This is a genomic window from Borrelia duttonii Ly (genome assembly GCF_000019685.1).
In the GTDB taxonomy this organism is placed as follows: domain Bacteria; phylum Spirochaetota; class Spirochaetia; order Borreliales; family Borreliaceae; genus Borrelia; species Borrelia duttonii.
On the sequence record NC_011229.1, the window covers coordinates 823,364 to 843,026 of the forward strand.

Annotated in this window: 25 protein-coding genes and 1 tRNA gene; 15 read left to right on the forward strand and 11 right to left on the reverse strand. The window is 27.7% G+C overall.

The window, feature by feature from the left end; genetic code table 11:
* Nucleotides 1-3 precede the first annotated feature (3 nt).
* From BDU_RS03840 to flgF, 11 genes are all read right to left on the reverse strand, one after another.
* Nucleotides 4-486 (reverse strand): CvpA family protein, encoded by a 483-nt coding sequence (locus BDU_RS03840; RefSeq protein ID WP_041177750.1) that lies wholly within the window; start codon nucleotides 484-486, stop codon nucleotides 4-6.
* On the reverse strand, nucleotides 467-1,564 hold the full coding sequence (murG, locus tag BDU_RS03845) for an undecaprenyldiphospho-muramoylpentapeptide beta-N-acetylglucosaminyltransferase (RefSeq protein ID WP_041177795.1): 1,098 nt from the start codon (nucleotides 1,562-1,564) through the stop codon (nucleotides 467-469). The genes BDU_RS03840 and murG overlap by 20 nt, the downstream gene beginning before the upstream one ends.
* A gap of 141 nt (nucleotides 1,565-1,705) precedes the next feature.
* The gene (locus tag BDU_RS03850; protein WP_012538504.1) at nucleotides 1,706-2,500 is read right to left on the reverse strand and encodes a PfkB family carbohydrate kinase; all 795 of its coding nucleotides are present in this window, start codon (nucleotides 2,498-2,500) and stop codon (nucleotides 1,706-1,708) included.
* Nucleotides 2,497-3,513: a tRNA (adenosine(37)-N6)-threonylcarbamoyltransferase complex transferase subunit TsaD gene (gene tsaD, locus BDU_RS03855; protein WP_012538505.1), complete on the reverse strand. Its 1,017-nt coding sequence runs from the start codon at nucleotides 3,511-3,513 to the stop codon at nucleotides 2,497-2,499. Before tsaD ends, BDU_RS03850 begins: the two co-directional genes overlap by 4 nt.
* Nucleotides 3,482-4,405: a divergent polysaccharide deacetylase family protein gene (locus BDU_RS03860; protein WP_012538506.1), complete on the reverse strand. Its 924-nt coding sequence runs from the start codon at nucleotides 4,403-4,405 to the stop codon at nucleotides 3,482-3,484. The genes tsaD and BDU_RS03860 overlap by 32 nt, the downstream gene beginning before the upstream one ends.
* Nucleotides 4,406-4,450: 45 nt before the next feature.
* Nucleotides 4,451-5,254 carry a sigma-70 family RNA polymerase sigma factor gene (locus tag BDU_RS03865; protein ID WP_012538507.1) on the reverse strand — a complete coding sequence of 268 codons (804 nt, stop codon included), beginning with the start codon at nucleotides 5,252-5,254 and terminating at the stop codon, nucleotides 4,451-4,453.
* Nucleotides 5,255-5,365: 111 nt separating this feature from the next.
* Complete coding sequence (locus tag BDU_RS03870; protein ID WP_012538508.1) at nucleotides 5,366-5,698, reverse strand: rod-binding protein; 333 nt, start codon at nucleotides 5,696-5,698, stop codon at nucleotides 5,366-5,368.
* 2 nt (nucleotides 5,699-5,700) lie between these two features.
* A complete protein-coding gene (locus tag BDU_RS03875; RefSeq protein WP_012538509.1) occupies nucleotides 5,701-6,681 on the reverse strand; it encodes a flagellar basal body P-ring protein FlgI in 981 nt (326 codons plus the stop codon).
* 195 nt (nucleotides 6,682-6,876) lie between these two features.
* Entirely contained in the window at nucleotides 6,877-7,515 is a 639-nt protein-coding gene (locus tag BDU_RS03880) for a hypothetical protein (RefSeq protein WP_012538510.1), read from the reverse strand.
* On the reverse strand, nucleotides 7,512-8,309 hold the full coding sequence (gene flgG, locus BDU_RS03885) for a flagellar basal-body rod protein FlgG (RefSeq protein ID WP_012538511.1): 798 nt from the start codon (nucleotides 8,307-8,309) through the stop codon (nucleotides 7,512-7,514). Before flgG ends, BDU_RS03880 begins: the two co-directional genes overlap by 4 nt.
* A gap of 14 nt (nucleotides 8,310-8,323) precedes the next feature.
* The gene (gene flgF, locus BDU_RS03890; protein WP_012538512.1) at nucleotides 8,324-9,172 is read right to left on the reverse strand and encodes a flagellar basal-body rod protein FlgF; all 849 of its coding nucleotides are present in this window, start codon (nucleotides 9,170-9,172) and stop codon (nucleotides 8,324-8,326) included.
* A 270-nt stretch (nucleotides 9,173-9,442) separates the two neighbouring features.
* Between flgF and BDU_RS03895 the strand changes: the two genes are divergently transcribed.
* The 15 genes from BDU_RS03895 (at nucleotide 9,443) to ftsH (ending at nucleotide 19,662) form a co-directional block, all read left to right on the forward strand.
* A complete protein-coding gene (locus BDU_RS03895) occupies nucleotides 9,443-9,973 on the forward strand; it encodes a DUF2147 domain-containing protein (protein ID WP_041177751.1) in 531 nt (176 codons plus the stop codon).
* Nucleotides 9,974-10,007: 34 nt separating this feature from the next.
* Complete coding sequence (locus BDU_RS03900) at nucleotides 10,008-10,538, forward strand: adenine phosphoribosyltransferase (protein ID WP_041177752.1); 531 nt, start codon at nucleotides 10,008-10,010, stop codon at nucleotides 10,536-10,538.
* 137 nt (nucleotides 10,539-10,675) lie between these two features.
* Complete coding sequence (rplU, locus tag BDU_RS03905; RefSeq protein ID WP_038366622.1) at nucleotides 10,676-10,987, forward strand: 50S ribosomal protein L21; 312 nt, start codon at nucleotides 10,676-10,678, stop codon at nucleotides 10,985-10,987.
* A gap of 3 nt (nucleotides 10,988-10,990) precedes the next feature.
* The gene (locus BDU_RS03910) at nucleotides 10,991-11,323 is read left to right on the forward strand and encodes a ribosomal-processing cysteine protease Prp (RefSeq protein WP_012538516.1); all 333 of its coding nucleotides are present in this window, start codon (nucleotides 10,991-10,993) and stop codon (nucleotides 11,321-11,323) included.
* Nucleotides 11,310-11,555 carry a 50S ribosomal protein L27 gene (gene rpmA / locus BDU_RS03915; protein ID WP_012538517.1) on the forward strand — a complete coding sequence of 82 codons (246 nt, stop codon included), beginning with the start codon at nucleotides 11,310-11,312 and terminating at the stop codon, nucleotides 11,553-11,555. Before BDU_RS03910 ends, rpmA begins: the two co-directional genes overlap by 14 nt.
* A gap of 49 nt (nucleotides 11,556-11,604) precedes the next feature.
* A complete protein-coding gene (gene obgE, locus BDU_RS03920) occupies nucleotides 11,605-12,588 on the forward strand; it encodes a GTPase ObgE (RefSeq protein ID WP_012538518.1) in 984 nt (327 codons plus the stop codon).
* Between the two features lie 94 nt (nucleotides 12,589-12,682).
* Nucleotides 12,683-13,255 (forward strand): nicotinate (nicotinamide) nucleotide adenylyltransferase, encoded by a 573-nt coding sequence (nadD, locus tag BDU_RS03925; protein ID WP_041177753.1) that lies wholly within the window; start codon nucleotides 12,683-12,685, stop codon nucleotides 13,253-13,255.
* Nucleotides 13,256-14,440, forward strand: a complete 1,185-nt coding sequence (locus tag BDU_RS03930; protein WP_012538520.1) for an LCP family protein — start codon at nucleotides 13,256-13,258, stop codon at nucleotides 14,438-14,440. It begins immediately after the preceding gene.
* Nucleotides 14,415-14,765 (forward strand): ribosome silencing factor, encoded by a 351-nt coding sequence (gene rsfS / locus BDU_RS03935; RefSeq protein ID WP_038366626.1) that lies wholly within the window; start codon nucleotides 14,415-14,417, stop codon nucleotides 14,763-14,765. Before BDU_RS03930 ends, rsfS begins: the two co-directional genes overlap by 26 nt.
* Nucleotides 14,766-14,863: 98 nt before the next feature.
* On the forward strand, nucleotides 14,864-15,154 hold the full coding sequence (spoVG, locus tag BDU_RS03940) for a septation regulator SpoVG (RefSeq protein ID WP_012538522.1): 291 nt from the start codon (nucleotides 14,864-14,866) through the stop codon (nucleotides 15,152-15,154).
* A 70-nt stretch (nucleotides 15,155-15,224) separates the two neighbouring features.
* Nucleotides 15,225-15,296 (forward strand) — tRNA-Gln (locus tag BDU_RS03945).
* Nucleotides 15,297-15,318: 22 nt separating this feature from the next.
* Complete coding sequence (locus BDU_RS03950; protein ID WP_012538523.1) at nucleotides 15,319-15,867, forward strand: 50S ribosomal protein L25/general stress protein Ctc; 549 nt, start codon at nucleotides 15,319-15,321, stop codon at nucleotides 15,865-15,867.
* 5 nt (nucleotides 15,868-15,872) lie between these two features.
* Nucleotides 15,873-16,439 (forward strand): aminoacyl-tRNA hydrolase, encoded by a 567-nt coding sequence (gene pth / locus BDU_RS03955; protein WP_012538524.1) that lies wholly within the window; start codon nucleotides 15,873-15,875, stop codon nucleotides 16,437-16,439.
* On the forward strand, nucleotides 16,439-17,755 hold the full coding sequence (gene tilS, locus BDU_RS03960) for a tRNA lysidine(34) synthetase TilS (RefSeq protein WP_041177754.1): 1,317 nt from the start codon (nucleotides 16,439-16,441) through the stop codon (nucleotides 17,753-17,755). Before pth ends, tilS begins: the two co-directional genes overlap by 1 nt.
* Entirely contained in the window at nucleotides 17,752-19,662 is a 1,911-nt protein-coding gene (gene ftsH, locus BDU_RS03965; RefSeq protein ID WP_012538526.1) for an ATP-dependent zinc metalloprotease FtsH, read from the forward strand. Before tilS ends, ftsH begins: the two co-directional genes overlap by 4 nt.
* The last annotated feature ends 1 nt before the right edge of the window (nucleotide 19,663 follow it).

The window sequence follows — 19,663 nt, forward strand, 5'->3', positions numbered from 1 at the left end:
TTGCTATGTTTTTGATATTTTAAATAGGTAATTTATTCCAGGATTGAGATATTCAAGAAAGTTACTTCCTTCTAAGAAATAGTTAGGATTAAATATTTGTTGAGCATGAATTATATATACTACAATTGCTATTATTCCAAAAGCTTCAAGTAAGCCAAGTACAAGACCAAGTATTCTATTGAAAAATAGTAATTTAAGATGACTTATTATTGATTCAATTAATGCTTGTAAAATTAAGAATCCTATGTGTATTACTAGAAAAAATACTAATAGTGCTTGAACATATGACAAATCAAGGATTGGCGATATTAATATCTTGAAATCATTAGTTTTATTGTAAATTAAAAATATTAAAGTAAAAATTTCGACAAATCCAGTAATTTCTTTAATAAAACCTCGTAAAAACCCTCTGAGGCCTAATGATGTAAAAATTATTATTATTAATATGTCAACTACGCCTGTTATTTTAAAAGGATTGTTTAGCATTGATGTCCTCAAATTCCTTTAATAATAGATTGGATATTATACTTGATGAATCTTGATTGTGAAATTTTTTTATATTCTGTTTTATTATATTAAATTTTTCTTTATTATTTAAAATTTCTTTTATCAAGTTTATGATTTTAATTTCATTTAGGTCATCTTCATCTATTTTTAAACATGCATTTTGGTTTTTTAATAAATTTGCATTTTTAACTTGATCTCCTCGTGAGCCCTTTATAAATGGAACAAGTATTGCGCATGCACCGGCATTTGCAAATTCTTTAATGGCTCCAGCTCCAGCTCTGCTTATTATTATATCTGAAAATTTTATTATACTTGCCATTTCTTCTGCATTAAAAAATTGTTTTCTTAGATAATTGTCTTCTCTAGTTGGATCTAAATTTTTGCCACATTGGTGAATAAAATAGACATCAATTTTGTTTTTTATATTTATAACTAATTTATTTAAAATTTCTGCTCCAAGGGAACCCCCAATTATGCTAATTATGGGTTTTTGTGTATTTTGAGTCAAATTTTTGATTATATCTGATTTTGGATTTAAAAATTCTTTTCTTATTGGTGATCCTGTATATAAGACGTTTTTATTTTTAAAATATTTTGTGCTTTCTTGAAAACTTATATGTATTTTGTGTGCAAATTTTGAGTTAATTTTTGTTGCAAGTCCAGGATCAAGATCCATTTCGTGAGTTATACTTTTTACTCCAAGGAAACTTGCTGCAATAATAGGAGGGCTTGATACAAAACCACCAGTTGCATATATGATTTTTGGTTTATATTTTTGTATGATGAGAAAGCTTTTTATTATTCCAAATATTACTTTGAAAAAATCAGTGAAATTTTGTAGAGAAAAATATCTTCTGAATTTCCCTGACGGAATTGCAATAAATTTGATATATTCGTATTCTTGAATAAGTTTTTCTTCTATTGAATTTTTTTTTCCAAGCCAAAAAAATTCAATATTTGTATCATATTCTTTTAATTTGGAAATTATTGCTATTCCTGGAAAAACATGTCCTCCTGTGCCCCCTCCTGTAAAAAAAATCCTTTTCTTAGTGTTTATATACTGTTGCATTTATTGTTTAAATTCCTATATTTTTTATTTTAATTTAATAATGTATTTTAATGCAAATATTGCATTTTTTCTTTTAAATAATAAATCATTTATTAGACTAAAATAAATGGTTTTTATTATTGCAATATGTTAAAAATTATTTTTTAAAAAAAATTCAATTTGAATGTCTTTTTTTGTCGAATTATTGTTTAGAGTAGAATGTTTTATTATTGAGTGAGTGACTTTAGTTGCTTGTTTTAATGCGTATTCTATTTCATATGTTTCAAGATATCCTATTAGTAAGCTTGTAAATAGGTCTCCTGTTCCACTAAAATTTTGTTCTAATTTTTCTAAAAAAAATTCCGAATATTCTTTTGTTTTTGTATTGTAAGCAGCGGTTCCTATGAGATTGTCTTTTTCTATGCTTGTAACTATGATTGTTCCTTTTATTTCAAGATTTGATGTTGCTTTTATTATTTCATCTTTATTTCTAATTTTTTCAGTTTTTGCTAACATTTTTAATTCTGTGATATTTGGTGTTATTATGTCTGCATGTTTTATTATTTCTCTAAAACCACTTACTATTTTGTAATCAAAAGTAGGGTAGAGCATGTTATTGTCTGCAAAAACAGGATCAATTATTATTTTTTTAAATTTAAATAGTTTTAGAATTTGTTCTATTATTTTGTGTTGTTTGTTGTTGCCAAGAAATCCACTATAAAATATATCAAAATTTTCATTTTGATTTTTCCAGGATAGTATAAACTTTTTTAATTTATTTGTTAAATCTATTATTTCGAATTCTTTGTAATTTGTTGTTGCAGAGAGAACGGCAGTTACTAGTGGACAAACTTGAATATTAAATGATGATATTACTGGTATGCATATTGTAAGTGATGCTTTACCTATGGTTGAAATATCATGCATGGCTAATACTCGTTTCATAATTTTACTCCTTTTGTATATTTATAATTTTCTATTCTTGAGTTTGCATTAGTTTCAATGGAACTTGCTCCATATTTTAAATACATAAGATATCCAATTCCTGCAATCATTGCTGCGTTGTCTGTACAAAGGTCGATTGGGGGATAGTATGTTTCTATTTCAAGGTTTTTAATTTTTTCTCTTAAATAAAGGTTGCTTGCTACTCCTCCAGATATTATTAATTTTTTTATGTTAGTATCCTTTATTGCTCTTTTTATTGGAATTATTAAATTTTCAAAAGCTGCTCTTTGAAAACTGGCAGCAATATTGTTATTTGTTATTTGGGCATTGTTGTTTTTAAATTTTTCAAGTTGATGTATGCATGCTGTTTTGAGGCCCGAATATGAGAAGTCATATCTATTTTCTTTTTTGTCAAAAATTGTAATTGGAAAATTAAATGCATATTGATTTCCGTCTATAGCCAATTTTTCTATATTTGGGCCACCAGGAAATCCCATCTTATAATGTTTTGCTATTTTGTCAAATGCTTCTCCACAAGCATCATCGAGTGTTCTTCCAAGTATTTCAATATCATCAAAATTATTTTGTTTGGCAAGTATTGTGTGACCTCCACTTAATACTAATGATAGAAATGGATATTCTATTGTGTGATTCAGCAAGGGTGCATAAAGATGTCCTAGAATGTGATCAATACAAATTAGAGGTTTTTTGAGGGCAATGGACAGTCCTTTGGCAAAGTTTACACCAACAATTAAAGAGCCAATAAGCCCAGGTTGAGATGTAACTGCTATTAAATCTATTTCAGATATATTTATTTGAGCACTTATTATGGCTTGTTGACAAACATACATAATAAATTCTGTATGTAGTCTTGAGGCAATTTCTGGTACTATTCCATAATATTTTTTATGTTCTTTTTGACTAAGTTTGATATTGCTTAAAATTGTGTTGCCATTTTCTACTATAGCTGCACAACAATCATCACATGAGCTTTCTATTCCAAGTACCTTCATTGTTTTCCTCTCTTTGATAAAGGTTTATTAAATTTTTAAATACAAATTCTTTCTTTAAGTTTTCTGATTCTTGTTGAAGTATTTTAAGGGTGTTTTTTGACCAAATGTGTCCTATTACTTTGACAATTCCTTTTGTTCTAGCTATTTGTTTTGCTCGTTCAAGTGCTTTAATTACAGATTTTTCATTATCTCTATTATCAAGGAATATATCTCTTTGTTCTACCAAGATTCCAATGCTTTTACCAGTTTGTATAGATATGCTGTCTTTAGTAGTTAGACTGTCAAAGAAATATTTATTTTTTTCTTTAAGTTTTATTAACATGATTTTCATAATGTTTTCATTTGAGGTAATAAGACTTCCCATATGATTATTCATTATCTTTGCATTTGGATATGTATTGAATGTTGTTTCAATTTTTGTTCTTATAGTGATTTCATCATCATTGATATTGATATGAAATTTTTCTATTGAATTTTTATGTTTTGATTGCATTGGGAAATGAATCATTATAATTTTGTTTTTATTTTGTAGTTTGTTATAAAATTCCATTGATTTTGGTAAAAAGGGAATAATTGAAAAATTAATGTTTAGATTAATTTTTATAAATTCGTCTAACATAAATTCATCGTATCCAACGTCATCAATTATAAGATAAAATTCTGGCTTTGAATTGTTGAGTTTTAATTTTTGTTTTGTTTTTGTTAAATTGTGTCTTTTAAGTTTTGCCAATTTATCTTTTAACTTTAAATTAATTTTATTGTTATTGGATTTTAGATATACAAAACTAGAAAACAATATACTTATTGATGCAAAAGATGTAATTATGATAAACAATACTTTAATTTGTAACTTATGTCTTTTAATAAAAACATAAATATTTTGAATATTCATTCTCAGAAATTCTTATTATATTTAAATATGTGACTAAGTCAATATTTATTGATAAAGTTCTTCTCTGAGTTTTTTTAGTACTCTTTTTTCGATCTGTCTTACAGTTTCTGAAGATATTCCAAGTTCTGTAGAAATATCTTTTAATGTGCTTTTTTTATCACTATTGTCCAAATTGTATCTTTTCTTGATTATATATCTTTCTTTTTCATTTAGTTTAGTTTCTAGTATATAGTTTAGATGCTTTAATGTTGAATTTTGTTCAAGAGTACTCTCAGGATTAAAAGAATTATCTTCATAGAGATTTAGTAGCGTGGAATTTTCTGATCCTTCAATCTTTTTATCTAGAGAATATTCTTTTTCAAGGTAAGGAATAATCTTTACATATTGAGCAGTTGTCAAGTTAAATCTTTCCATTATGTCTTCTTTTTTGGGTGATTTTTCTTCTTCCATTAGATATTTATTGATTTGAAGTATTAAATTTTCTTTTCTGTATGGTACTTTTACAAGTCTTGTTTTTGTGTTTAATGCCCTTTGAAGAGATTGTTTAATCCAAAATGAAGCATAAGTTGAAAATTTGGTATTTTTACTCGGATCATATTTTTCTGCAGCTCTAATTAAACCTAAATTTCCTTCTTGTATTAGATCTTCTATTTTTAATCCTTTACCAGCATATCTTTTAATTATTTTGAGAACTAAACGTAAGTTGGCATTTATCATTTGGTTTTTTGCTTTTAAGCTTCCTAGTTTTATCTGTTTTGCAAGTTCGATTTCTTCTTCGTGAGTTATAAGTCTATGTTCTCTTACAGATTTTAGATATATATTTAAATCTTCATTGCTAAATATATTCACACTACTTCTCCCATCTTTTAAATTTTGTGTATCAACATCCTTCTCCCTTTTTGATGTGATGCAAAAATCATGCCAACTTAGAAAATAATTGATATTTTTATTAAATATTAATTATTTTCTAAGATTATTTGTTATTTTAATTTGATTGTAGATTACATCAGCAAGCCTAAAATTTTTGGATTTGGCTATTTGTTTTGCTCTTTCTGAATAAATCATGTCTTCAAAAATTTCTTCTGTTTGTCCTCCATTAATTAAATTATTTTCTTTATTTAAAGTATTTTTCATACTCTTGAGCATTTGATTTATAAATATTGCTTCAAATTCTAGAGCAGCTTCATAAAGTTTATTGTCATTTTTGCTTTGATTTATTTCTCCTACTTTTTCTTTTAATATTTTTATTTGATTTTGTGTTTTTATATGTTGTGAATTGATTTTATTTATCATATTTATTCCTCTAAAATTAATTCTCCGTATAGTTTAGAAATTTTATTTGCTCTTTTAATTATTTGTATTAATTCTTTGTTATTAAGCTTAGTTGAATTATTTGATATGAATTCATTTAATTTCATCTTTTGTATTTCTATTTTTATATTTTTATTTGTTTTGTTACTAAATAAGTCTTCTTCTTTTCTTTCAATTGATAATACTAGGGGTCCTATTTCTGCATGTGTGCTTGCCATAATTATTTTATTTTGTTCATTGATTAAAACTTTAGGCATAGTTTTTATTTCTATTTTCTCAATTTTACTTATTAGTCTAATGTCATCAACTTCAATTTCTATAATATTTCCTGATTTTATATTATTTTTTATGTTGTTTTTTGTTAGATTTTGACTTATTAAATTTATTAGAGAATAATCTTTGTTTTTTAAAATTATATTGTAAGTTGTATAGTTCTGATTCTCATGTATTGTTGCTCCATTTAATATGTATCCTGTACCTTTTGATTTATCATTGATTATTATTGGTCCTGATGCAGTTGCTAATAACTTTCCTTCTTTATCTTTAAATTCTGTTTTTAAAAGCATTCCGTTTGTTAAATCTTTTGCATCTAGCATAGATGCTATGTAAACGTTATGAGTTGCACCTTTAATCATATTTCCATTTATTTTGATTGCTACATTTACTAATGCTATATTTTTGCTTCCTGTTTTGGTTAGATCTATTTCGTTAATACCAATTTTGTTTAAAATTTGATTTAAAATTTCCTTTTCTTTAATTGAATCTCCTTTATCAGTAAGTCCTGCTACTATTCCAATTCCTGTTAATATTTGCGAATTAGCAGGTTGTATTTCAGAAATATTTTTTAGTTTTGTGTGTTCGTTTATTTGTTTGTCAGCATTATTTTGGTTAGAAAAATTTTTAACTTGATTTTCTTGTGCAAATGAGCTTAAATTTAATATAATTAACATTATCAATTTTTTCATGATTTTGTTCCTTTGTATGGCAATATAGTTTACCTTTATTTTAATATTATTTCAATTGTTTAGTCTTGTGTGTTTTATTTGGCTTTTTTTGTTTATGTAAATTGAAATGAAAAATGATACTTGAAGAAAAAATTTTGTTGCTTGTATGTGAAATTAACTAACAAAATTGAAAATGATACTTTTTATATAAGTGTATTATTGTTGCTTTTGTATTTTGTTTAGCTTGATTTTTTCATTTTTCATTATATTTTGTAATACAATATATTTGTTTTGATGTAATGCATTTAAATTTAAGTTTTCGTTGTTGCTTGTTGTGTTTATTTGGTATTTAAAGTAAACGTTATGTTCGTTTAAATTTTGTCCTGTCTTTAAAGTTGTTTTTGCAAATACAATTGGTTCTATGATGTCTATGTATATATTTATTTTGTTATGTTTTTTATAGTCTTCAAATTGTTTTGCATAATAAATTATGATTTTTTGTATAGGTATATTTTTATATGATGTTTGATTTGTTATTTTAAATTTTATATTGATTGCTGATTGATTTTGGATATTGATTTCTGATTCATCGAAACTGAATTGCAATATGTATATATTTTTATTTTCAAGAGTTTTAGTTATATGACTAATCATATAATATATTATTTGTTTTTTTTTGAAATGTGGACTTACATAAATTTGGGATAAATTATTTCCATTGCATATTTTTGAATATTCTTTTGAAAAAAAGTATACTTTGTTGGGAGACATTTTAAAGCAGGTATCATAAGCTTTTATGTATGATAAATTTATTGTAAGTAAGTAAAATATAAGCCTACTTTTGAGTGTTGTCACTGTTTCTTTAAATTATTAGCGATTCCTAGCATATTGTCTGAAGTATGGATTGCTTTTGAGTTTATTTCATAAGCCCTTTGTGCAACTATCATTGTCACCATTTCTTCTGCGATTGCTACGTTTGACATTTCAAGCATTCCTTGTTTAAGTTTGCCCATTCCATTGCTTCCTGGAATTCCTGATATTTCCTCTCCCGATCCTATTGTTTCTTTAAATATATTGTTACCAATTGCATTTAGCCCTGCTGGATTTACAAATCTTGCGATTTCTATTTGTCCAAGCTCAATTGGTTCAAGACCTTCGTTAACTTTTACAGATATTATTCCTTCTTGAGAGATTGCAATAGAGTTTTTGATGTATTCTTCAGGGAATGATATTTCTGGTAATAATATATATCCTTGATTTGTTACTAAGTTTCCATTTGCGTCTATTTTAAATGAACCATCTCTGGTATATCCATAAGTGCCATCTGATAAGAGAACCTTATAAAATCCGTCACCTTCAATTGCAACATCAGTATTTAAATTGGTAACTTGCAGATTTCCTTGTTCAAACAATCTGTGTGTTGCTGATACTTTTGTTCCATGTCCAACTTGATTGCCCAGAGGAGTTACTGTGTTTTCAGTTGCAGGCGTTCCTGCTCTTCTTTGTGTTTGGTATATTAAATCTTCAAATTCAGCTCTTATTTTTTTAAAACCAATAGTGTTTACGTTTGAAAGATTATTAGCAATTGTGTCTACATTATATTGTTGTGCTTTCATTCCACTGGCTGATGTCCAGAGTGCTCTCATCATATATATATACTCCTTTAAAATTTTCCAATTTCGTTGATTAATTTGCCAAGAAGTGTATCTTCAGTTTGTATTGTTTTTTGATTTGCTTCATAAACTCTGTTAACTGTAATCATTGAAACCATTTCATTAATTGCATTTACATTTGAACACTCTAAAACTCCTGATTCAATTTTAGGTCTTGAATTTATGGGAATATTTTTAGCTTGTCCAGATATTTCTGTGCTGTACCATAGGGAACTTCCTTGTTTTTTTAAAAATCTTGCTTTTTCAAAATTGACAATTTTTAAATTGTCTAGTAGTTCATAATTTTCCCATGAATTTTCACTTTCACTTACAAGCCTTTTGGGATTGCTTTCGAATGTTGAATTGTGAAATATCTGTCCTTGTTCTGTTATTTTGAAATTATTATCTTTTATGTGTATGTATCCTTTCTCTCCAATAACAGGATATCCATCTTTTGTAATAAGTATGCCTTCTCGTCCAAGTGTAAAAGATCCATTTCGTGTATATCTTTCTCCTTCAGGGGTTTGTACAACAAAAAAGCCTTCTTCAGTTAATGCCAAGTCAAGAGGATTTCCAGTTATTTTTAGTGGACCTTGTTCAAAGGATGTGTATATTTCGTTTTCTTCAACTCCTGTTCCAAGCTTCCCGACAACAGGTGCTGTTTCTAGATATCCTTTAGGAAATTTATAAAGACCATCATCATTAGTTCGTCTAATTAGCATTTCAGGAAAGGCTTTTTGAACAGATAAATCTTTTTTATATCCTGTAAGGTCAATATTTGCTAAGTTATTGGCAATAACTTCTAACCTATGTCTTTGTGCTATCATTCCACTGGCAGCTGTATAAATTCCTCTTACCATATAAATCCTTATTACTTCTTTTTACAATTATAAATATGTTATCATAAAAGTCAATATTTTTAAGTTCAAAAATATTGGTTTATGATACTTGTTTGTATTTTATGTGGGTATTATCCAGAAAAATTGAGATGTTAATTGTTGTTAAATGATTGACTTTGTATAATTATGTATATAAGGTATCTTTTGCAAAAGATATAAAATAAATGTATAATTCTTTTTTATTATGAAATGTTTAAAGTGTTTTTTGTAATGTTAGTTTTAGGAGTTTGTATGAGTAAAAATATATTAAAAATTGTTTTTTTATTCTGGTTTGCATTTTTTTTATTTGCAGAATCTGAGAATAAAAAAGAGGATGGTAGTGAAGTTTTGGGATATTGGGTTGGCTATGATGATAAGACCAATGCTAAAAATTCTGTGATTTATGTTTATAAGTATAATGATAAGGTTTATGGTAGGATTTTAAATGTAATTAAGGATGGCAAAATACATGATATTAACAACCCTTCTGGTTATAAGGTTGTAGGTTTTGAACATTTAAGTACTGAGGGACTTGATTTTATGTGGGGTCTTAAGTATTTTAAGTCTTCTTCAAAATGGGATAAGGGTAAAATTATTGATCCTAATAATGGCAAGATTTATACTTCTGAAATGAGAGTAGATCCAAAAACCGGAAATCTTGTTACTAAGGGTAAAGTATGGGTTTTTGGTAGGAGTAAAGTTTGGACACGAGCTAAAAAAAATGAAATTCCTAATTTGGATGTAGATGGTATAGTGCCAAATCCTCCTGTTGTAGAAGAATAAATATTTGATATTTTTGATATTAATGGAAAATTTGATGATAGATAAAATGGGATATTATGATAGGTTTATCATGAAAGTGCCTAATTTTCCAAAAGAAGGTATACTTTTTTATGATATTTCAAATGTTTTGCTTCAAGCAGAAGCTTATAAGTCTTTACTGGAAGATGCACATGCCCTTTATTCGTCAAAAGAAATTGATTGCATTGCTGCTATTGAATCAAGAGGATATTTAATAGGTGCTCCTTTGGCTTTAAAGATGAATTTACCTCTTTTGTTGATTCGTAAAGGAGGAAAGCTTCCACGTCAAGTCTTACGAGAAGAGTATGAACTTGAATATGGATTGGGTAGTATTGAAATACATAAGGATGATATTAAACAGCACACAAAGATTTTGTTGGTTGATGATATTTTAGCTACTGGAGGTACTATAAGGGCAGCTGTTAGGTTGCTTGAGAGAGCGGGTGGAGTGATATCTGATATATTTTGTTTTATTGAGCTTGTATCAATAAGAGGTAGAGATATTTTGGGAGAGTATAATGTGAATTCTCTTGTTAGATATCCTTAGTAATTTATTTAATAAATAATTTTGTATTATTCATGTAATAAATATTAATTATTAATTAATATGATTTAAATTTAAATAATTGACTTTAAATTTTATTAAAATTATAATGTTTAGCTGAATATTGAGAGGTGATTGTAATGTATGCGTTAGTAGAGATAAAAGGTAAGCAATACAAGGCTGTAAAGGGAGAAATGTTAAGGGTAGATAGAATTGTGGCAAATAGTGGTGATCAATTGGAATTCAATAGTGTAATGCTTGTAAAAAAAGATGAGGATCTAAAAATAGGAAAGCCTTATGTTTTAGGTTCTTGTGTAAAATGTACTTATCTAGAAGATAAGAAAGATAAGAAGGTTGTTTCTTATAGATACAGAAGAAGAAAGGAAAGCGAGCGAAAGGTTGGGCATCGTCAATCTTATTCTTATGTTTTAGTTGATGATATAATTTGTTAATTAGTGATTAATCTTTTGATAAGAACCCATAATGATATAATTATTTATATTTTAGCTAATGGACATGCTAAGAGTAATGGTTATATTAATGTAGTTTGTTCCTCTTTTTCTTTTATTTTAAGAACTTTTTTTAGTATTCTTGATTATGAGAGAGAGGACTTTATTGTGGATAATTCTTTAAAAGGCTATTTGGAATTTCGAGCTTCTTTTGGAGCTTTGAATAAGGAGAGTCTTTTTTATCATAGTAAATTTTTAATACACGGTATAAAGGATTTGTGTTTTGAATATCCTTATGATATTAAATTAATTTTGGAGGAAACTAATGGCAACAAGTAAAAGTGGTGGTAGTTCTAAGAATGGAAGAGATTCTATATCTAAAAGGCTTGGTGTTAAGAGAAGTGGTGGACAATTTGTAAGAGCCGGGGAAATAATTATAAGACAAAGAGGTACAAAATTTCATAAAGGTAAAAATTCTGGTCTTGGTAGAGATCATACAATATTTGCTCTGAAAGATGGTATAGTAGAATTTAAAACTTCCAAAGGTCGAAAATATATAAATATTATTTAATATCATTACTTATTTAATTTTATTTAATATTATTACAATTGAGGTTGATTTGCATCTATTTAAAGATTCTTTAAATTTGATTGTCTCTTCAGGGAATGGGGGTGCAGGATGTGTTTCTTTTTTGCGTGAAAAATTTAAGGCTAAAGGAGGTCCTGATGGAGGTGATGGAGGAAGAGGTGGGGATGTAATCTTTAAAGTGAAGTCAAATCTTAAAACTTTGTCTCTTTATAGAAATGGCCAAAAACTTAGTGCTAGTAATGGAAAATCTGGAATGGGTTTAAAGAAAAGTGGAGCTGCTGGGTCAGATTTGATTATTTTTGTTCCTCCAAATACTAGCATTTATGATGCTGATTCTAATTGTATGTTATTTGAGCTTAAAAATTTTGATGATGAAGTTGTTGTTTTGAAAGGTGGAAGAGGTGGTCTTGGAAATGTGAATTTTAAAAGTTCTACAAAACGAACACCAAGATTTGCTCAACCAGGAGAATCTGGGCTTACTTTAAATTTACGCCTTGAATTGTCATTAATAGCTGATATTGGACTTGTTGGGCTTCCTAATGCAGGTAAATCTTCTCTTATCTCTAAAATAACTGCTTCACGATCAAGAGTTGCAAATTATCCTTTTACAACTAAAATTCCACATTTTGGTGTTGTAAGAGTTTCTTATAATGATTTGATTATTGCTGATCTACCTGGAATAATTGAGGGAGCAAGTAAAGGTATAGGTCTTGGTTTTGAATTTTTAAGGCATATTTCTAAGACTCAAATTTTGGTTTTCTTGATTGATGTTTCTAGTGATGATTTTATGAGTGCTTATGATATTCTTATTAATGAACTTAGAGTATATGATATTGGACTTTTGAAAAAAAAGCGCATAATTGTTGCTAGTAAACTTGATTTAGAGGGTGCAACAGAAAATTTTAATCAGTTAAAAAGTATTTTGTCTGAAGAGAGGGTGCTAGGAATTTCTATTTATGATAATATCGGAATAAATGAACTTGTTAGTGAATTTTTTTCTTTAGTAAAAATTTGAAGGTGTTTATTTTGTTTTTTAGAAAGTACAGATCAGTATTATGCAGGTTTTAGTTTGTTTAATTGATGAATTAAATTTATAATAGGGGAGATTGATGCGAATAGCAATATTGGGTGGTACTTATAATCCTGTTCATATTGGACATATGTTTTTGGCAAAAGAAATAGAGCATTTTTTAAATGTTGATAAGATCTTATTTATTCCTACTCATAAACCTGTTCATAAATGTGTTGAGGATATTAGTGTTACAGATAGAGTGACAATGCTTAAATTGGCGGTACAATATGAAGATAATATGTTTGTTGATGAATGCGATGTGATACATGGGGGGGTAACTTATACTATTGATACTATTGCTTGTATTAGAAATAAATATGCTAATGATGATATATATTTGATTATTGGAGATGATCTTTTTGAAACTTTTGATTCATGGAAAAATCCGGAAAAAATAGTTGAATCTGTTAATCTTGTAGTTGTTCATAGAATTTATAGCAAGAGATTGAGTAGTCGATTTAAACATATTTATGTTGATAATAGGGTATTTCCTATTTCGTCTTCAGAGATTAGAAATAGAATTGAACAAGGATTACCTGTAGATTATTTGCTTCCCTTTGATGTTTTGAGATATATTAAAAATAATAATTTGTATGTTAAAGGTATGTAATTGAGGAGAGAATTATTTTTTTTAGTTCTAATCATTTTAATAATTCTTGGTATTGTAATTTTTTTTGTTGATATTTCTAAAAGAGAGCAAATATATTTTGAACTAAATACCAAAAGCAATATTAGCTTTTTATTTCTTGTAGAAGATGATAATGAAAATCTTTTAAGTATGCAAGAAGTTTTTATTAACATAAAGACAGGAAATGTTGGATTTTTGGATATTCCTATTTATACAGGTTATGAAGATTTTAAAGGAAATATTTCGTGGTTTGAGGCTTTGTATAAAAAAAATAATTTTACTGAATTTTTAGTTAAAGTATCTAAACAATTGAATCATGAACCTGATTATTATATTCGTTTTAAAAAAGATAATTTTGTGAGGTTTGTTGATTATCTTGGTGGAGTTCGATTTCTTGTTAGAAATCCTGTTAAGGTATACAATTTGGTACACTCTATATTAATACCTTCTGGTAATTCTATTTTTGATGGTGATAAAGTTTATGATTATTTAAGTTATTTCAGAGATATTGCTTCTTATGATGAGCGATTTGAATTTTATAAAGAATTTTTTAAAAAAATTTTAGCACAATTTGCTAATTTTCAAGAAGAATATGATTATTTTTCTAAAATGTATGTTATGTTAGATACTAATCTTTCTGAAACTGTATTTAAATATATTCTTTCCAATTATAAAATAAATGATGAGAAGCTTATTTTTTTTAATATTAAGGGTCAAGAGGAAACATTTAAAGATGATGATGATAATTTAATAAAAGTTATTTTTCCTTATTATGGGGGAGCAGTTCTTAAGGAATCAATAGAAAATTTGAATAGGATTTTAATAGATGGAACTAAAACCGAAGATGTAATTAAGATTATTATTTTAAATGGCACACAAACTGCTGGGCTTGCAAGGAATGTAGCAGATATTTTTAAATCTTTAAAATTTAAGGTTATAAGATTTGGAAATGCAGATAAGCATAATTATTCTAATACTCTGATTATAAATAATTCTGATAATTTGGAGATTGCTATTAAGGCTGGAGATGTTATTAGAGCGAGAAATATCAAGCCAATCTCTGAGTTTCATATGGATATTTTGGGACTTGATATCTCTGATATGGGTCCTGATGTTGTAATAATTTTGGGAGATGATTTTGATGGAAGATATGTTAAGAGTCGATGATATTAAGAAGTTATGTAAAATTATATCTGATTTTGGTGGTATTGACGTTTTGGGCATTAATGTTAGTTCTGTTTGCAATTGGGCTGATTTTTTTATTATTGTTTCATTTTCGTCATTTAAACAGATGGAAGTTTTGTATACTGAAAAATTAATAGCTTTTTTTAATGAGAGAAATTTAAATTGTTGTCTTCAGGGTAAAGGTTTCCTTTTTGATTGGACGGTTATTTCTTGTGGGGGTCTAGTTATACATTTAATGAGTAAAAATTCTAGAGAATATTATGAACTTGAAAAAATATGGGATAAGGGAGAAGTTATTTATTCTTGAGAGTTATTAATTAAAAAAAATAAAAATATCACAAGAATTATTTACAAAAAATTAAAAATATTCTAGATTTAAAACATGTATTTTAGGGAGGCCTAGAAGTGAATATTACAAATGTAAGAATTAGGAGAGTTGATAATAAAGATTCCAGTTCTAAGCTATTAGCATATGTTACAGTTACTTTTGATGATTGCTTAGTTTTACATAATATCAGAGTTATTAGAGGGCAAAAAGGCGTGTTTATTGTTATGCCTAATAGGAGAACTAAAATTGGAGAATATAAAGATATTGTTCATCCTATTAATCAAAGTTTTAGAGAAATTTTGCAAAGTGCTATTTTTAAAGAATATGTCAAAGAAAACCCTTCAAATTTTGAACTTGAATTAGTCTAGATAATATTATTGACAAAGTTTATTGTATTTTGTATCCTTTTGACTTGTGGATAATTAGTTGTTAAGTATTTGGGACGTGGACAAGTGGTAAGTCACCTGGTTTTGGTCCAGGCATTCGAGGGTTCGAATCCTTCCGTCCCAGTATTTATATTAGGAGTTTTGTTGTGTATAGTAGTAGGATTTTAAAGTATGAGGGTCGCTCTAAATTTGGTTCATCATGTGCTCGTATTTTACGGGCAAAGTCCGAAATACCAGCTGTTGTTTATGGTAAAGAAAGTGATGTTTTGCATATAAAGATCAATAGTAATGAATTTGATAAAAAATTTGCTAAATTTACAGATAATACTGTTTTGCTTTTAAATGACGGTATGGTTGAAAAATGTGTTTTCATTAAAGATGTTAGTGAAAATCTTACAAAGAAATTTATTTATCATATTGATTTTTATGAAGTTGATAGAACTAGGGAAATTGAAAGGGATATATCAATTAAATTTATAGGAGCTTCTGTTGGTGTTAAGGAAGGTGGTACCTTAAGTGTACTCCGTAATACAGTTAAAGTGAAGGCTCTGCCTTTGAATTTGCCGGAGTTTGTTGAAGTAGATTTAACTCCTGTTAAAAAGGGGGATCAAATAACTTTGAAAGATATTGTGCTTTCTGATAATGTAAAACTTTCTGAAACAGATGAAAATTTGGCGGTTTTATTTGTAAAATAAAAAATATGAATTTATTAATAGTTGGCCTAGGTAATCCTGGGTCTAATTTTTTGCATACTAGACATAATGTTGGTTTTGGATTGATAGATAAGTTAGTTATGAAAAATGCTCTTTCATTAAGAAAAGCCAAAAACTATGAATATGCAGATTTTAATATTGATTCTAGGCGAATAGTTTTAATTAAACCTTTAACTTATATGAACTTGAGTGGTAATATTTTTCCTTTTGTTTTTTCTAAGTTTTATATGAAAATAAATAATTTATTGGTTGTGGTTGATAATGTTGATTTACCTTTGGGAAAGTGTAGACTTAGAAAGGTAGGGGGTGCTTCTACTCATAATGGGCTTCGTTCTATTTCTGAGAGTCTTGGGAGTACTAAGTATGGTAGACTCTATATTGGGGTTGGAAATAATAGTGCTTTTGCTCTTAAAGATTTTGTTCTTTCAAAATTTAATGATAGTGAACTTGTTCGTGTTAAAAATGTATTTAATTTCTTAAGTGAAGAAATATTGGGTATAGATGAATTTAGTTTTGAGCATAAAATTGCAACTATTAATTCTAGTAGTTTTTGATGGTTTGGGATAATATAATAACAAGAATAGAAGATTTTTATAAAAGAAATTTATTGACTAAAGAGAAAGTAATTGTTGCCTTTTCTGGAGGTCCAGATTCTACTGTTTTGTTATTGAATTTAAAAAAATATTTAAATAATAATATTGTTGCTTTTTATTTTGCTCATTATATAAGGTCAAAAAGTGAACAAGATTTAGAAATAGAACATGTTAAGAAATTTTGTAATTTGTATGATATCGTTTGTCAGATAAAGAAATGTGATGTTGATATTAAAATAAAAGCGAAGCAATTGGGTATTTCTATTGAAGAATTGGCCAGAAAATATCGATATAATGCTTTATTAGAAGCTCTTAATGAAAATAATGCTAGTTATGTTGCTCTTGCTCATAATAAAAATGATCAATTTGAGACTTTAATAATGAGATTTTTTCAAGGTTCATTTTTGGATGGATTTGTTGGTATTCCAGTTATTAATAATTTCATTATTAGGCCTTTGCTTGAAGTGTCAAGAGAAGAGATTGAAAAATTTTTATCTGTTAATAATATTGTTTATTCTATTGATAGTACTAATCATGAAGATTTGTATTTAAGAAATAAAGTTAGAAATAATCTTGTTCCTGTTATTAAAAAAATTTTTAAAGGATATGAAAAAGGATTAAAGAGAATATCTGATTTTTCAAGGGAACTTACAAACTATTTTGATAGAGAAGATTTTCTTCCCTTTATTAAAGGTAATTATTATTATTCTTTTGATGCTATGGTTTTTTTTAATTTGCCAAAATATTTGGTTTTTAGAAGTGTTTTTAAAATTTTAAATTTAGAAAAAATTGTGACAAATTTGTCATACGGGTCTTTAAGTGAGATTTTTAGAGTGAGTCTTGATAATAAAAGGAGTAATATTTTACTTAAGAATGATGATTTTTGTTTGGAGAAACGTAGAGATAAGGTTAATCTTATTTTTAGGAGATCTGAAGAAATGCGTAGACCTTTTGATTTTTTATTAAGAGTTAATGAATATCATAGTTTATCTTTAGGTAAGATTTTGTTAGAATGTTTGGAGTGTGAAGATGATTCTATACTAACATTGAGATGTTGTTCTTATGAGTTTAGGCATAAATTTTTTAAAAAAAAGTTACAATCAAAGAAGTTCTTTTCTAAGTTTGTAAGATATAATCCACTTTATTTAATGTTGTTAGTATTAAATGATAAGATAATTGGAATTATTGATTTAAATACTTTAAACTTAATGTGGAGTGATAAGAATATTCTTAAAAAAATTAGTATATCTTTGTTCGGAGGATTTTTAAAGGAATGAATATTAACAATAATAATTTGAATAATAATGGTAAATCTAATAATAAAAAGAAAAATAAGAATTGGATTTTGGGACTTGTTGTTGTTTTCTTAGTTTTAGCAATATTCATGTCTTATTTTATGCGTGGTGGAGAAAATTATAAAAACGTTCCTTATAGTACATTTCAGACTTATTTAGATAGTGGTTTGATTGAATCAGTTGTGATTATTGATAAGAGTCAAATTCAGTTTATTGTCAAAAATTCTAATTTAGGAAAGTCTTATTTCTCTACTAGTATTCCTTATTTTGATATTAATTTACTTGCGGAGCTTAAAGCCAAGCGAGTAGAGGTAAGTTCTGGAAAGAGTCAATCGTCTTTAATTGGCGTTTTACTTCAAACTTTACCTTGGATATTATTTTTTGTTTTCTTTTTCTTTATTTTTCGTCAAACTCAAGGTGGTGGTGGAAAAGTTTTTTCATTTGGAAAAAGCAATGCTCAAAAATATGAAGCAGGAAAGAATAAAGTTACTTTTAAAGATGTTGCTGGGCAAGAAGAAGCAAAACAAGAACTTGGTGAAGTAGTTGAATTTCTTAAATATCCTAAAAAATTTGAAAAAATTGGTGCCAGAATTCCTAAAGGTGTTCTTTTGGTTGGATCTCCTGGAACAGGAAAGACTTTGCTTGCCAAGGCTGTTGCTGGGGAAGCAGGAGTAAATTTTTTCCATATGTCGGGTTCTGATTTTGTTGAGATGTTTGTAGGGGTTGGGGCAAGTCGTGTTAGAGATCTTTTTGATAATGCAAGAAAAAATGCTCCTTGTATAATTTTTATTGATGAACTTGATGCTGTTGGGAGAAGTCGTGGAGCTGGACTTGGTGGTGGTCATGATGAGAGAGAACAGACTCTTAATCAATTATTAGTTGAGATGGATGGTTTTGGGACATATACTAATGTAATAGTGATGGCAGCTACAAATAGACCTGATGTTCTTGATTCTGCTTTGTTAAGACCAGGTAGATTTGATAGGCAAGTAGCAGTTACTTTGCCTGATATTAAGGAGAGAGAAGCAATATTAAATATACATGCTCAGAAGACTAAGCTTGCAAAAGAGATCGACTTAAGAGTAATAGCAAGAGCTACCCCTGGTGTTAGTGGTGCTGATCTTGCAAATTTAATTAATGAAGGTGCTTTGATTGCTGCTAGAAATAATCAATCTGAAATTTTGATGCATGATTTGGAAGAAGCTCGGGATAAAATACTTATGGGAGTTGCTAAAAAATCTATGACTATTACTGATAGGCAAAAACTTGAAACAGCTTATCATGAAGCTGGTCATGCTTTGCTTCATTATTATCTTGAGCATGCTGATCCTTTACATAAAGTTACTATTATTCCTAGAGGTAGAGCTCTTGGTGTTGCTTTTTCTCTTCCTAAAGAAGATAGACTTTCAATCAATAAGAATCAAATTCTTGATAAAATTAAAATATGTTATGGTGGTTATGCTAGTGAGCAGATTAATTTAGGTTTTACTACAGCTGGTGTTCAGAATGATTTAATGCAAGCTACTAATTTGGCAAAGAAAATGGTTACAGAATGGGGTATGGGAGAGGATGTAGGTCCTATATTTTTGGTAGATGATGAAGCTCCAATTTTTCTTCCAAAAGAATTTTCTAAATCAAAAGCATATTCTGAAAATACTGCTGATAGAGTAGATAGAGAAGTTAAGAAAATTCTTGAAGGGTGTTTAAAAGAGGCATCAGATATTTTAATTAAGCATAAGGATCAGTTAGTAAAACTTGCAGAGGCCTTGATTACAAGAGAAACTTTAACAGATAATGAAGTGAGAGAACTTTTAGGTTTTGAATTAATTGAGAGTGATTATGAACTAAGTTTAAAGCAGTCTAAGCAAGAAGAGACAATTGATAGATAAA

Bases quoted from the DNA above. Each gene is read 5' to 3' on its own strand.
- tsaD (WP_012538505.1), bottom strand. From the start codon at position 3,513: ATGAAGGTACTTGGAATAGAAAGCTCATGTGATGATTGTTGTGCAGCT.
- ftsH (WP_012538526.1), top strand. From the start codon at position 17,752: ATGAATATTAACAATAATAATTTGAATAATAATGGTAAATCTAATAAT.
- BDU_RS03840 (WP_041177750.1), bottom strand. From the start codon at position 486: ATGCTAAACAATCCTTTTAAAATAACAGGCGTAGTTGACATATTAATA.
- BDU_RS03850 (WP_012538504.1), bottom strand. From the start codon at position 2,500: ATGAAACGAGTATTAGCCATGCATGATATTTCAACCATAGGTAAAGCA.
- BDU_RS03875 (WP_012538509.1), bottom strand. From the start codon at position 6,681: ATGAAAAAATTGATAATGTTAATTATATTAAATTTAAGCTCATTTGCA.
- BDU_RS03860 (WP_012538506.1), bottom strand. From the start codon at position 4,405: ATGAATATTCAAAATATTTATGTTTTTATTAAAAGACATAAGTTACAA.
- flgF (WP_012538512.1), bottom strand. From the start codon at position 9,172: ATGGTAAGAGGAATTTATACAGCTGCCAGTGGAATGATAGCACAAAGA.
- BDU_RS03870 (WP_012538508.1), bottom strand. From the start codon at position 5,698: ATGATAAATAAAATCAATTCACAACATATAAAAACACAAAATCAAATA.
- nadD (WP_041177753.1), top strand. From the start codon at position 12,683: ATGCGAATAGCAATATTGGGTGGTACTTATAATCCTGTTCATATTGGA.
- rplU (WP_038366622.1), top strand. From the start codon at position 10,676: ATGTATGCGTTAGTAGAGATAAAAGGTAAGCAATACAAGGCTGTAAAG.
- BDU_RS03900 (WP_041177752.1), top strand. From the start codon at position 10,008: ATGATAGATAAAATGGGATATTATGATAGGTTTATCATGAAAGTGCCT.
- BDU_RS03895 (WP_041177751.1), top strand. From the start codon at position 9,443: ATGAGTAAAAATATATTAAAAATTGTTTTTTTATTCTGGTTTGCATTT.
- pth (WP_012538524.1), top strand. From the start codon at position 15,873: ATGAATTTATTAATAGTTGGCCTAGGTAATCCTGGGTCTAATTTTTTG.
- flgG (WP_012538511.1), bottom strand. From the start codon at position 8,309: ATGATGAGAGCACTCTGGACATCAGCCAGTGGAATGAAAGCACAACAA.
- tilS (WP_041177754.1), top strand. From the start codon at position 16,439: ATGGTTTGGGATAATATAATAACAAGAATAGAAGATTTTTATAAAAGA.
- rpmA (WP_012538517.1), top strand. From the start codon at position 11,310: ATGGCAACAAGTAAAAGTGGTGGTAGTTCTAAGAATGGAAGAGATTCT.
- rsfS (WP_038366626.1), top strand. From the start codon at position 14,415: ATGGAAGATATGTTAAGAGTCGATGATATTAAGAAGTTATGTAAAATT.